This window comes from Nocardia wallacei, assembly GCF_029868745.1.
GTDB classification, from domain to species: domain Bacteria; phylum Actinomycetota; class Actinomycetes; order Mycobacteriales; family Mycobacteriaceae; genus Nocardia; species Nocardia wallacei_B.
In genome coordinates this window covers 1-12,968 of record NZ_JARWOP010000277.1, presented here as the reverse complement: position 1 = coordinate 12,968, position 12,968 = coordinate 1, and the positions used below count along the sequence as shown (strand labels likewise).

At 68.8% G+C, this 12,968-nt stretch carries 11 protein-coding genes and 2 tRNA genes; 9 read left to right on the top strand and 4 right to left on the bottom strand.

Annotated features, from left to right (window positions below):
* Window positions 1–109: 109 nt before the first annotated feature.
* Window positions 110–1,186, bottom strand: a complete 1,077-nt coding sequence (locus tag QH470_RS24790) for an alkaline phosphatase family protein (protein WP_280274741.1) — start codon at window positions 1,184–1,186, stop codon at window positions 110–112.
* Window positions 1,187–1,444: 258 nt separating this feature from the next.
* Here QH470_RS24790 and serA point away from each other — a divergent pair, with 258 nt between their 5' ends.
* A complete protein-coding gene (serA, locus tag QH470_RS24785) occupies window positions 1,445–3,043 on the top strand; it encodes a phosphoglycerate dehydrogenase (protein ID WP_280274740.1) in 1,599 nt (532 codons plus the stop codon).
* A 170-nt stretch (window positions 3,044–3,213) separates the two neighbouring features.
* A complete protein-coding gene (locus QH470_RS24780; RefSeq protein ID WP_280274739.1) occupies window positions 3,214–4,221 on the top strand; it encodes a 3-isopropylmalate dehydrogenase in 1,008 nt (335 codons plus the stop codon).
* A gap of 288 nt (window positions 4,222–4,509) precedes the next feature.
* Here QH470_RS24780 and QH470_RS24775 read toward each other — a convergent pair whose 3' ends face one another.
* Entirely contained in the window at window positions 4,510–5,697 is a 1,188-nt protein-coding gene (locus tag QH470_RS24775; RefSeq protein WP_280274738.1) for an MFS transporter, read from the bottom strand.
* Between the two features lie 176 nt (window positions 5,698–5,873).
* Between QH470_RS24775 and QH470_RS24770 the strand changes: the two genes are divergently transcribed.
* The 4 genes from QH470_RS24770 (at window position 5,874) to QH470_RS24755 (ending at window position 8,482) form a co-directional block, all read left to right on the top strand.
* Window positions 5,874–6,647: a fumarylacetoacetate hydrolase family protein gene (locus tag QH470_RS24770; RefSeq protein WP_280274737.1), complete on the top strand. Its 774-nt coding sequence runs from the start codon at window positions 5,874–5,876 to the stop codon at window positions 6,645–6,647.
* A 14-nt stretch (window positions 6,648–6,661) separates the two neighbouring features.
* Entirely contained in the window at window positions 6,662–8,122 is a 1,461-nt protein-coding gene (gene gltX, locus QH470_RS24765; RefSeq protein ID WP_280274736.1) for a glutamate--tRNA ligase, read from the top strand.
* Window positions 8,123–8,305: 183 nt separating this feature from the next.
* Window positions 8,306–8,377, top strand: a tRNA-Gln gene (locus QH470_RS24760).
* Window positions 8,378–8,409: 32 nt separating this feature from the next.
* Window positions 8,410–8,482, top strand: a tRNA-Glu gene (locus QH470_RS24755).
* 45 nt (window positions 8,483–8,527) lie between these two features.
* On the opposite strand, the gene QH470_RS24750 is transcribed toward QH470_RS24755, so the two are convergent.
* Both QH470_RS24750 and QH470_RS24745 read right to left on the bottom strand, forming a co-directional pair.
* Window positions 8,528–9,025: a PPOX class F420-dependent oxidoreductase gene (locus QH470_RS24750; RefSeq protein WP_280274735.1), complete on the bottom strand. Its 498-nt coding sequence runs from the start codon at window positions 9,023–9,025 to the stop codon at window positions 8,528–8,530.
* Between the two features lie 61 nt (window positions 9,026–9,086).
* The gene (locus QH470_RS24745; RefSeq protein ID WP_280274734.1) at window positions 9,087–9,788 is read right to left on the bottom strand and encodes an IclR family transcriptional regulator; all 702 of its coding nucleotides are present in this window, start codon (window positions 9,786–9,788) and stop codon (window positions 9,087–9,089) included.
* A gap of 206 nt (window positions 9,789–9,994) precedes the next feature.
* Here QH470_RS24745 and leuC point away from each other — a divergent pair, with 206 nt between their 5' ends.
* The 3 genes from leuC to QH470_RS24730 all read left to right on the top strand — a co-directional run bounded on the left by leuC (window position 9,995) and on the right by QH470_RS24730 (window position 12,881).
* Window positions 9,995–11,419: a 3-isopropylmalate dehydratase large subunit gene (gene leuC / locus QH470_RS24740; RefSeq protein ID WP_280274733.1), complete on the top strand. Its 1,425-nt coding sequence runs from the start codon at window positions 9,995–9,997 to the stop codon at window positions 11,417–11,419.
* Window positions 11,420–11,453: 34 nt separating this feature from the next.
* The gene (gene leuD / locus QH470_RS24735) at window positions 11,454–12,062 is read left to right on the top strand and encodes a 3-isopropylmalate dehydratase small subunit (protein ID WP_280274732.1); all 609 of its coding nucleotides are present in this window, start codon (window positions 11,454–11,456) and stop codon (window positions 12,060–12,062) included.
* Between the two features lie 156 nt (window positions 12,063–12,218).
* On the top strand, window positions 12,219–12,881 hold the full coding sequence (locus QH470_RS24730) for an HU family DNA-binding protein (RefSeq protein WP_280274731.1): 663 nt from the start codon (window positions 12,219–12,221) through the stop codon (window positions 12,879–12,881).
* Window positions 12,882–12,968: the final 87 nt, after the last annotated feature.

Sequence of the window (12,968 nt, the reverse complement as noted above, 5' to 3'; positions counted from 1 at the left end):
CGGCGCCCAACCCGCGCCGCCTCCCCCTCCCGCTGGCTGAATCTAACCCCGCCTTCTCCCCGGGCCCCGCCTCCGGGGATCCGGGGGGGGGCCCCTCGCGCGTTCGGGGTCAGTCGCCGGTCGGTGCCGCGCCGACCTTGCAGCCGGCGTCCGCCGGAAACGGCAGGGCCGCAAGGCGAGTGGTGGCAGGGTCCGCCGGATGTCCGACCACCGGCGTCTGCGGCGGTGGGGCGGACGGATCGCCGGAACCGCCCGCGCGCAACGACTTTCCGTCCAGATCGGGGACCGGAGGGAGGCCGAGCAGATCGAGCACCGTCGGGGTGATGTCGATCAGCGAGTATCCGTTGTGCACGCGGCCCGCCGGGAAGTCGGGGCCCCAGGCGACCACGAAACTCGCTGTCTCGTAGGCACTCTGGCCGCCGTGCCCGCCCTCGGGCTTGTGCCCGTGGTCGGTGGTCACCAGAATCGTCCACCGCTCACCGGGATGCTCCGCCGACCGCGACCGCACCGCGTCGGCGATCCGGCCGACCAGCACGTCGACCCGGCTGATCGCGTCGCGGTAGGCCTGCGGATTGCTCGCTCGTAGCCGGTGTCCGGCGATGTCGACCTGATCGAAATGGGTGAACACGAAGTCGGTGCCGTCGGCGATCGCGCGGACCGTCTCCGCCGCGGTCGCGGTGTCGATATCGGCCTCGCAACCGTAGGTGCCCAGCGGGTTCGCGCCGGTGGTGAGCACGATATCGGCGTGCGGATGCCCCAGGCGGGCGATCATCGAGATGGTGTCCCACGTCGCGATCGAGGCCGTCCGACGGTCCGGCGCCGCGCGCTTGATCCGGTTGAACACCGTCGGGAAGCGGTTCAGGCGTTCGGGGGCGCAGCTGTCGCCGTTGTCGCAGACACCGGTGCGGGTGTCCCACACCCCGGTCAGCACCGCCGACCAGGACGGGCACGACACCGTGGTGTGCGGCGCGATCGAGTATCGGCTGAGCGTGCCCTCGGCGGCCAGCCGCTGCAGATTCGGCGTGACGGCCGCGAGCAACTCGCTGTACAGGCACCCGTCGATGCCGATCACCGCCACCTTGCCCGAGCCCGCGGCGGCGCCCGCCCGCGGCAGCGTGGCGCCGGTGACGAGCGCCGCGAAGGAAGTCACCAACAGTGCCGAACAGGTGCGCCGGGTGATGGCCATGCTCACACCATGACGGCGTGAAAGGTCCTCATCCAGCGAAAACGCCTGGTTCGGCCGAGGTTTCGCGCAACTCTCACGCGGGTGTCGAATCCGGTTCACCATGTTCATGTCCCGGTCGCGCGGCGGACATGCGCGCCGCCGGAGGCGTGGGCGCGCACTGAGGGCACCTGCCTGCCGGGCGGTACCCGACCCCGGAAACCGGCCCATTAAGCTGGGCGGCGGTAAATGCCGATCCCCTTTCCCCAGGAGTGCCGCACAGTGAGCCAACATGGCCGTCCCGTAGTTCTGATCGCCGACAAGCTCGCCCAGTCGACCGTCGATGCGCTCGGTGACGGTGTCGAGGTGCGCTGGGTAGACGGCCCGAACCGGCCCGAGCTGCTGGCCGCTGTGCCGGACGCGGACGCGCTGCTGGTGCGCTCGGCCACCACCGTCGACGCCGAGGTGCTGGAGGCCGGGAAGAACCTGAAGATCGTCGCCCGCGCCGGTGTCGGCCTCGACAATGTCGACGTGCCCGCGGCCACCGAGCGCGGCGTCATGGTGGTCAACGCGCCCACCTCGAACATTCACACCGCCGCCGAGCACGCCGTCACGCTGCTGCTGTCCGCCGCGCGCCAGATTCCGGCCGCCGACGCCACCCTGCGCGAGCACACCTGGAAGCGCAGCAAGTTCAACGGTGTCGAGATCTTCGGCAAGACCGTCGGCGTGGTCGGCCTGGGCCGCATCGGCCAGTTGTTCGCCGCCCGTCTGGCCGCGTTCGAGACCAAGATCATCGCCTACGACCCCTACGTGTCGCCCGCGCGCGCCGCGCAGCTGGGTATCGAGCTGGTGTCGCTGGACGAACTGCTGCAGCGCGCCGACCTGATCTCGGTGCATCTGCCCAAGACGCCGGAGACCAAGGGCCTGTTCTCCAAGGAGAAACTGGCGCTGACCAAGCCGGGCGTCATCATCGTCAACGCCGCGCGCGGCGGGCTCATCGACGAGCAGGCCCTCGCCGACGCCATCACCTCGGGCCACGTGCGGGCCGCCGGCATCGACGTGTACGAGACCGAGCCGTGCACCGACAGCCCGCTGTTCGAGCTGCCGCAGGTGGTCGTCACGCCGCACCTGGGCGCGTCCACCTCCGAGGCGCAGGACCGGGCGGGCACCGACGTCGCCAAGTCCGTGCTGCTGGCGCTGGCGGGCGAGTTCGTACCGGGCGCGGTGAACGTGACCGGTGGCACGGTGGGCGAGGAGGTCGCCCCGTGGCTCGAGATCGTGCGCAAGCAGGGCGTGCTGCTGGGGGCGCTGGCCAGCGAGCTGCCGGTCAGCCTGGAGGTCGTGGTGCGCGGCGAGCTGTCCTCGGAAGATGTTGCGGTGCTGGAGCTTTCGGCGCTGCGCGGCATCTTCTCCGCGCTGGTGGAGGATCCGGTCACCTTCGTCAACGCGCCGCAGCTGGCGAAGGATCGCGGTATCGAGGCGTCGGTCTCCACCGTCTCCGAGAGCCCGTCGCACCGCAGCCTGGTCGACCTGCGCGCGGTGTTCGGTGACGGCGCGACCCTGAACGTGGCCGGCACGCTGACCGAGCCGCAGCAGGTCCAGAAGATCGTCAACATCAACGGCCGCAACTACGACATGCGCGCCGAGGGCCTCAACCTGGCGGTGCTCAACTACGACGACCGTCCGGGCGCGCTCGGCCGGATCGGCACCGAGCTCGGCGAGGCCGCGATCGACATTCAGGCCGCGCAGCTGAGCCAGGATGTCGACAAGGAGGGCGCCACCGTGGTGCTGCGCGTCAACAAGGATGTCCCCGCCGACGTCCGGGCCGCGATCGCCGAGGCCGTGGGCGCGGTCCGGGTCGTCCAGGTGGACCTGAGCTAGTCGTGGGTATGGTCCGGCCGCTGACGTCGCCTGCGAAGGTGGTGTCTGCGGCCGGGCTACCCATGCTGTATCGCCTTGCGCCGGAAGTGAATTCACCTCGGTCGAGGCAGCGGATAGGGTGTCGGTGCTTGTGAGCCCGGCCGCACGAAACGAAACGGAGCCTTGGTCATATGAAGCTGGCTGTCATCCCCGGTGACGGAATCGGGCCCGAGGTCATCGCGGAGGCGCTGAAGGTGCTCGACGTGGTCGTGCCGGGCGTCGAGAAGACCCACTACGACCTGGGCGCGAAGCGGTATCACGCGACCGGCGAGGTGCTGCCGGAGAATGTGCTGCCCGAGCTGAAGCAGCACGACGCGATCCTGCTGGGCGCCATCGGCGACCCGTCCGTGCCCAGCGGCGTCCTCGAACGCGGTCTGCTGCTGCACACCCGCTTCGCGCTCGACCACCACGTGAATCTGCGGCCGTCCAAGCTGTATCCGGGCGTGCCCAGCCCGCTGTCGGGTAACCCGGACATCGACTTCGTGGTGGTGCGCGAGGGCACCGAGGGGCCCTACACCGGCACCGGCGGCGCGATCCGCGTGGCGACTCCGCACGAGGTCGCCACCGAGGTCAGCACCAATACCCGCTTCGGCATCGAGCGCGTGGTCCGCTACGCCTTCGCCAAGGCTCAGCAGCGGCGCAAGCACCTGACCCTGGTGCACAAGACCAACGTGCTCAGCTTCGCCGGTTCGCTGTGGCAGCGCACGGTGACCGAGGTCGGCGCCGAATACCCCGAGGTCGAGGTCGCCTACCAGCACATCGACGCCGCGACCATCCACATGGTCAACGATCCGGGCCGCTTCGACGTGATCGTCACCGACAACCTGTTCGGCGACATCATCACCGACCTGGCCGCCGCGGTATCCGGCGGCATCGGCCTGGCCGCCTCCGGCAATATCGACGCCTCCGGCGCCAACCCGAGCATGTTCGAGCCGGTGCACGGCAGCGCCCCCGACATCGCCGGCCAGTCCAAGGCCGACCCCACCGCCGCCATCCTCTCGGTCTCCCTGCTCCTGACGCATCTCGGTAAGACCGACGAGGCCACCCGAATCGAATCCGCCGTAGCCAAGGACCTCGCCTCCCGCACCGGCACCGCCTCCACCGTGGCGATCGGCGACCGCATCGCCGCCGCCGTGTGAGTCTTCCGGCGATCGAGCCCGGGATATCCGCCGCCTTCGTGATCGAAGGCGGCGGATCCATGTGCGGCGGGACCGAGGCGGACCGCCGAATGCGCACGCGGTCGCGGTGTTCCGGGCTGCTCTGCCCCGGTGGCGTTGCCGTACTTGCGGGTTCACCATGACTATCGCCGGATCGATTCGGCGGCAACGCTCTTCACGCCCGGATTCCGCACGCACGTTCGTGCCGGACCGTGCTCCGACCGAGGGTGCGGCCGCGGCCGAAGCGCTCGTGCGGATCGCCGGGTAGTGTCAGGTGGCCTTGCCGTGCCGCGCCAGGGGGACCAATGGGATTGCGGCGGTGGCTATTACGGCGGTGACCAAGTAGGTGGCGGAGAAGCCGGCGGCGGTGATCAGGGCGCCGAACAAGGGGGCGATGGCGGCGGAGGCCAGGTTTTGGCCGGTGTTCTGGACGCCGAGGCCGCGGCCGCTCCAGTAGGGGCCGGCGATCTCGGCGACGGCGGTGAAGGCCAGGCCGTTGTCGGCGACGGTGATGACCGAGGCCGCCACCAGGATCGGGATCGCCGCCCACCACCAGTGCAGCCAGGACGCGATCGCCAACGCGCACATGGAGATCGCGGCCGCGACGGCCACCGTGCGCAGCGGGCGCAGGCGACTGCCGACCCGGTCGGACCAGACTCCCGCGCCGATGCGGCCCGCCGCGCCCAGCAGTTGAGTGCCGGTGACCAGCACACCGGCCGCCGCCAGGGACAGCCCGACGTCGCGGTGCAGCCACAGCAGCGCGAAGGTCCAGACGGTGGCCTGCGGAATCACCAGCAGCACCGAGACCGCGTGGATCCGCCACAGCGTCGTGTCGCCGCGGTACGGATTGGCGGGCCGCTCCCCGCCGGATATCTCCGGTCGCGGCGGGTCGATGATCCCGGCCGCGCAGCCCACCGCGGCCAGCCCCGCCATCGCCGCCGGTACCAGGATCGCGGCGGAAAACCCGTGCGCCGCAGCGACGGCCGGGATCGTCAGCGCCGCGATCGCGACGCCCAGCGGCTGCGCCGTCTGCCGGATGCCCATCGCCAGGCCGCGCTGATTCGGCGGGAACCAGCCGACGATCACCCGGCCGCTGGCGCCGTTCGTGGCGCCCGCGCCCATCCCCGCCACGAACAACAATGCCCCCAGCGCAACGTAGTTCGTGACCGTCGCGGCCGCCGCGCCCGCGACGCACATCACCACCGGCCCCGCCACCAGCACCGTGCGCTCGCCGAACCGGTCGACGGCGTACCCCCAGGCGATCAGTGTGCACACCAGCCCGACGGTCGGCATCGCCACCAGCAGACCCGCTGTGGCCAAGGACATTCCGCGGTCGGTCAGCTCCGGCAGCAGGAACGGCGTGCCATGCACGATGACCGCGCTGGAGCCCTGGGCGAAGACCCCGAGGGCGAGCATGATCCACCGCCGGGACGCGTGCAATGGGGTCACGGTTGTCATGCCTTCACCTCGGAATCTCACATATTGGGATCACAGTCTTACTGTGTGAACACCCCGCCACGGTACACCCGACGGGGAACCGAATCCACCGGCCCGGTCGCCGGTCGGCGGGTTCCGGCCGCCGAGGCAGACCACCCGGTCGGGCGCATACCACGAGGTGGATAGACTGTCGAGCCATGCGCCTAGGTCGAGTTGCCAGTCCCGATGGAGTCGCGTTCGTCAGCATCGAGGGATCGAGTTCGGACGCGGTGGCGAGGGAGATCGCCGAGCACCCGTTCGGCACGCCGACGTTCACCGGCCGCAGCTGGCCGGTGGCCGACGTGCGGCTGCTGGCCCCGATTCTCGCCAGCAAGGTGGTGTGCGTCGGCAAGAACTACGCGGCGCACGCGCGGGAGATGGGCGGCGAGGCCCCGGCGGACCCGGTGATCTTCCTCAAGCCGAACACCGCCATCGTGGGCCCGAATGTGCCGATTGTGCTGCCGCCCAGTTCCTCTCAGGTCGACTACGAGGGCGAACTCGCCATCGTGATCGGCCGCCCGTGCAAGGACGTGCCCGCCGCCCGCGCCCGGGACGTGATCCTCGGCTACACCGCCGCCAACGACGTCACGGCCCGCGATCAGCAACGGCAGGACGGGCAGTGGACGCGCGGCAAGGGCTACGACACCTTCTGCCCGCTCGGGCCGTGGATCGAGACCGACCTCGATCCGGCCGATCTGGAACTCACCACGGAACTCGACGGTGAGGTGCGCCAGCGCAGCCGGACTTCGCTTCTGCTGCACGATATCCCGAAGCTGATCGAATGGGTCACCACGGTCATGACGCTGCTGCCGGGTGACGTGATCCTCACCGGCACACCGGAAGGTGTAGGACCGATGCAGGATGGGCAAACCGTCTCCGTGACGGTCGAGGGCATCGGCACCCTCACCAATCCCGTTGCCGCCAAACGTTGATCGAGAGAAGGAACATGTCTGACGTACGGGTCCGTTTCTGCCCGTCACCGACCGGCACGCCGCACGTCGGCCTGATCCGGACGGCGCTGTTCAACTGGGCGTACGCCCGTCACCACGGCGGCGCCTTCGTGTTCCGCATCGAAGACACCGATGCCGCACGCGATTCCGAGGAATCCTATGCCGCGCTGCTGGACGCGCTGCGCTGGCTCGGGCTCACCTGGGACGAGGGTCCGGAGGTCGGCGGCCCCTACGGTCCGTACCGGCAGTCGCTGCGACGTGAGATTCATCTCGATGTGGTGCGGCGTTTGCTGGCGGCCGGGGAGGCCTACGAATCCTTCTCCACGCCAGCCGAAGTCGAGGAGCGCCACCGGGCCGCCGGTCGCGATCCCAAGCTGGGGTACGACAACTTCGACCGCGACCTGACGCCGGAGCAGATCGCCGCCCACAAGGCGGAGGGCCGCCCGGCGGTGGTCAGGCTGCGCATGCCCGACCACGACCTGTCATGGAACGATCTGGTGCGCGGCGAAACCACCTTCAAGGCGGGCACGGTGCCCGATTTCGCGCTCACCCGCGGGACCGGTGATCCGCTCTACACACTGGTGAATCCGGTCGACGACGCGTCGATGAAGATCACCCATGTGTTGCGCGGCGAGGACATTCTCTCCTCCACTCCGCGGCAGATCGCGCTGTACGAGGCACTACAGCGGATCGGGGTGGCCGAGTTAACTCCGCAGTTCGGGCATCTGCCGTTCGTGATGGGGCAGGGCAACAAGAAGTTGTCCAAGCGCGATCCCGAGTCGAATCTGTTCGTCCACCGCGACCGCGGATTCATCCCGGAGGGTTTGCTGAATTACCTGGCATTGCTGGGTTGGAGCCTCACCGACGACCGCGACGTCTTCTCCATGACGGAGATGGTCGAGGCCTTCGACATATCGAAAGTAAATTCGAATCCGGCGCGCTTCGACCAGAAGAAGGCGGACGCGATCAACGCCGAGCACATTCGTTTGCTGGAGCCCGGTGATTTCGCTCGTCGACTGCGCGACTACCTGACCGCGCACAACCACATCGGCGCCGAAGTGGACGAGGCCCTTTTCGCAACGGCGGCCGAGTTGGTGCAGACCCGGATCGTGGTGCTCGGCGACGCATGGGAGCTGCTGAAGTTCCTGTTCGTGCCGGAAGACGAGTTCGCTGTCGACCCGGCCGCGGCGGAAAAGAATCTCGGTCCCGACGCGGCGCCGGTCGTGCGGGCCGCCATCGCCGCGCTGGACGGCGTTTCCGCCTGGACCGCGGAGGAGTTGGAAAGCGCGCTGAAAACGGCGCTGGTGGACGATCTGGGCCTCAAACCGCGCAAGGCGTTCGCGCCGGTGCGGGTCGCGGTGACCGGATCGCACATCAGCCCGCCGCTGTACGAGTCGCTGGAGTTGCTGGGGCGCGAGGCGACGATGCGGCGGCTGCGCGCGGCCGTCCCGGCATAGCGCGGCACGGGCACGGCGGCGGTCCCGAGCGGCCGCCGCGTCCGGCCCGGTGCGCCGGAACCCTCCGCAAAATGGCCTCTGAACTGTCGATTTGTAGTTTTCGGGGAGGGGTTTGGTAATCTTTCTCTCGGCCCGGAACGAGGTCCTCTCCCCGCCAGGGAGCTGGCTGAAAGCCCAGGTCATTGGGGTATGGTGTAATTGGCAACACAGCTGATTCTGGTTCAGCCATTCTAGGTTCGAGTCCTGGTACCCCAGCGGAGGCCTCTGTTCGCGGAGACCATCCTCCTGGCCCCGTCGTCTAGCGGCCTAGGACGCCGCCCTCTCAAGGCGGTAGCGCGGGTTCAAATCCCGTCGGGGCTACTGAAACCCTCCAGCTCGTGAGCTGGAGGGTTTTCTCGTCTCGGCTCAATCCCGCGGCCAGGTGCTGCCGCCCGGTGGCAGCTCGGGCAGCCCCAGCTTGCGGTGATCCCAGCTGCGCGTGCGCTCCGGCACCACCCGGATCGCCACGCGCCTGTTCAGCATCGCCTCCACCATCGGGCGGACCTCCTCGCTGTACGGGCCGGTGTAGCGCTCCCACACGCTCACGCCGACCCGGAACAGCGCGTCGGCGTCGTCGACGATCTCCGCCCGCCCCTCGATCGACACCCCGCGCAGCTGGTCGTAGGTGTCGCCGGCCTCCACGAGGACCGTCACCCGCGGATCGCGGCGGATGTTGACGGCCTTCTGGGACTTGGCCTTGGTCTCGAACCAGATCTCGCCGCCGACCAGCCCGTACCACATGGCGGTCAGGTGCGGCAGGCCCGACTTGCCCAGCGTGGCCAGCGTGATGATGCGGCTGTGCGTCAGGAAATCGGTGATCTCCGCGTCGGACATCACGATCTGCGCGCGTTGATTAGCTCCCATGGGCCGACTCTACTTTACGGCGTATGGCCTGCGTCACGTGTGCGCGCGGGGCCACGGGTGCTCACAGTCGCTTGTGCAGGGCGTCGGCCGCCGCCACCAGGTCCGCCGCCCATCGTGCGCCGGGCCGCCGCCCCATCCGGTCGATCGGTCCCGATACCGACACCGCGGCGACCACGGCGCCCGCCGAGTCGCGTACGGGCGCCGAGACGCTGGCCACCCCGGCCGCTCGCTCGGCGGCGCTCTGCGCCCAGCCGCGGCGGCGCACCTCGGCCAGCGCGCGCTCGCCGAACACGGCATCGAGCAGTACTCCGCGCTGTATTTCCGGATCCGCCCAGGCCAGCAGAACCTTTGCGGCCGAGCCCGCGGTGAGCGGCAGGCGGGCGCCGACCGGCACGGTGTCGCGCAGGCCCGACGTCGGTTCCAGGGCGGCGAGGCAGATGCGCGAGTGGCCGTCGAGACGGTAGAGCTGCACACTTTCCCCGGTGATCTCGCGCAGCCGGGGCAGGATGGCCGTGGCGGCCTCCAGCAGCGGGTCCTCGGCGGCGTTGGCCAGCTCCGACAGCGCGGGGCCCGGCCGCCACAACCCGTTGACGTCCCGGGCGAGCATGCGGTGCACCTCGAGCCCCACGGCCAGTCGGTGCGCCGTGGCGCGGGGCAGGCCGGTACGGGCGCACAACTCGTTGAGGCCGCAGGGCTGCTCGGCCGCCGCGTAGAGCACGGCCATGGCTTTGTCGAGCACCCCGATACCGCTATGCTGTCTCATAGAACGATACTAACGTCTCGCATGTTGAGATAGTCAACTTCCTGCCGCTGGGCTGTGTGTGCCTGTGGGTCGCGGCCCGCCTCGGGCCTGGACTGACGGAGCGGAGGCCGCTCGCGGCCGGAGCGGAGGAGGGAAGGCCCGAGGTCACGAGGGCCACGACAGCGACGGCGGAGCCGGCGCAATCGAACACAGAAAGGTGAACCACGATGGCCGAGCGGCCACGCACTCTGGCGGAGAAGGTCTGGGAGCAGCATGTCGTCGCGCACGGCGCGGGGGAGGGCGATGCCCGCGAACCGGATCTCATCTATATCGACCTGCACCTGGTGCACGAGGTGACCAGCCCGCAGGCCTTCGACGGCCTGCGCGCGGCCGGCCGCCCGGTCCGGCGACCGGATCTCACCATCGCCACCGAGGACCACAACGTCCCGACCGTCGACATCGACAAGCCGATCGCGGACCCGGTTTCCCGCACCCAGGTCGAGACGCTGCGGCGCAATTGCGCGGAGTTCGGGGTCCGGCTGTACCCCATGGGCGATCTCGAGCAGGGCATCGTGCACGTGGTCGGCCCGCAACTGGGTCTGACCCAGCCGGGGATGACCGTGGTGTGCGGTGATTCGCACACCTCCACGCACGGCGCGTTCGGCGCGATCGCGATGGGCATCGGCACCAGCGAGGTCGAGCACGTGCTGGCCACCCAGACGCTCTCGCTGCGCCCGTTCAAGACCATGGCGGTCAACATCGACGGGCAACTGCCGCCCGGCGTCACGAGCAAGGACGTGATCCTGGCCGTGATCACGCAGATCGGTACCGGCGGCGGTCAGGGCTACGTGCTGGAGTACCGGGGCGAGGCCGTGCGGGCCATGTCCATGGAGGCGCGGATGACCATGTGCAACATGTCCATCGAGGCCGGCGCCCGCGCGGGCATGGTGGCTCCCGACGAGATCACCTACGAATTCCTGAAGGGCCGCCCGCACGCCCCGCAGGGCGCGGACTGGGACGCCGCGGTCGCCGCCTGGGAGGCGCTGAAGACCGACGAGGGCGCCGAATTCGACGCCGAGGTACACATCGACGCCTCGACGCTGACCCCGTTCGTCACCTGGGGCACCAACCCCGGACAGGGCGCGCCGCTGGGCGCCGCCGTACCGAATCCGGCCGATATCTCCGACGAGACGGCGCGGGAATCGGCCGAGAAGGCACTGCGATACATGGATTTGGAGCCCGGAACTCCGCTTCGCGCGGTCGAGGTCGATACGGTATTCGTCGGCTCGTGCACTAACGGGCGTATCGAGGATCTGCGCGCCGTGGCCGAGGTATTGCAAGGTCGCAAGGTCGCCGACAGTGTCCGGATGTTGATCGTGCCGGGTTCGATGCGGGTGCGCGCGCAGGCCGAATCCGAGGGATTGGGCGAGATTTTCACCGCGGCCGGCGCGGAATGGCGGCAGGCCGGCTGCTCGATGTGCCTGGGAATGAATCCCGATCAGCTTTCCCCCGGTCAGCGCTGCGCCTCGACATCCAACCGGAACTTCGAGGGCAGACAGGGCAAAGGCGGCCGGACGCACCTGGTTTCGCCGCTGGTCGCGGCGGCCACCGCGGTCCGCGGAACGCTGTCCTCACCTGCGGATCTGAACTGATCGGCCGATTTTCACGGACTTTGGAGGAGAACTGATGGAACCGATCAAGGTACACAAGGGGATCGGCGTGCCACTGCGGCGATCCAACGTCGACACCGACCAGATCATCCCGGCTGTCTATCTGAAGCGGGTCACGCGAACGGGATTCGAGGACGGGCTGTTCTCGGCGTGGCGGTCGGATCCGACGTTCATTTTGAACACCGAGCCCTACAACCGGGGATCTGTCCTGGTGGCGGGTCCGGATTTCGGCACGGGCTCCTCGCGCGAGCATGCCGTTTGGGCGCTGACGGACTACGGCTTCCGGGTAGTGATCTCGTCGCGCTTCGCGGACATCTTCCGCGGCAACGCCGGCAAGGGCGGTCTGGTGGCGGCTCGGATGTCACAACATGATGTCGAATTGCTCTGGAAGTTGCTCGAGGAACAGCCCGGCCTGGAATTGACGGTCGATCTCGAGGCGCGCACGGTGGCCGCTGGAACCACCGTGTTGCCCTTCGATATTGACGACTACACCAGGTGGCGCCTGCTGGAGGGCCTGGACGACATCGGACTGACACTCCGGCGGGAAGACGCCATCAGTGCCTTCGAAAAGGCAAGGCCGGCATGGAAACCCACCACCATTCCAGACGCTATTTCGCAGGCGTAAACAGTCCGGGGTGTTAGCTGGGAGCTACCAATCACGGTTGCTGTGCGTGTGCCACGCCACATGAAATTTGGCGTGGCACATAGACTCTTGCCCATTGAGGGTTTACCGTGGTACCTAGTCGGTCCGACGACGGGCCATTAGTCTGCGGAGGATTCAATGAACAAGGCGGAACTGATCGACGTTCTGACCGAAAAGTTGGGTACTGACAGGCGCACGGCCACTGCGGCAGTCGAGCAGATTGTCGACACGATCGTGCGCGCGGTGAACAAGGGTCAGAGTGTCACCATCACCGGATTCGGTGTGTTCGAACAGCGCAAGCGCGCGGCGCGGGTGGCGCGTAACCCCCGTACCGGCGAAACCGTGAAGGTGAAGCCCACTTCGGTGCCGGCTTTCCGGCCGGGCGCGCAGTTCAAGGCGATCATTGCGGGTAAGCAGAAGATCGCCGCGGCCGGTCCGGCCGTGAAACGTGGTGTCGCAGCGCCGGTATCGGGTGCGGCGAAGAAGACGACGGCCAAGAAGACCGCCGCCAAGAAGACGACGGCCAAGAAGACCGCCGCCAAGAAGGCGCCGGCCAAGAAGACGGCCGCCGCCAAGAAGACCACGACGGCGAAGAAGACCGCCGCCAAGAAGGCACCGGTCAAGAAGACGGCGGCCGCCAAGAAGACCACGGCGGCCGCGAAGAAGACCACGGTCAAGAAGGCGGCCCCGGCCAAGAAGACGGCTACCAAGGCCACCGCGAAGAAGACGGCGGCCAAGAAGGCCCCGGCCAAGAAGACCGCCGCCAAGCGCACCGCCGCCAAGCGGACCACGCGCCGCTGACGGCTCCCGACGCGAAAGCGGGCCCCGCCCCAAAGGGCGGGGGGCGGGGGGGGGTGGGTGGGGGGGGGGGGGGGGGGTTTAACGGCC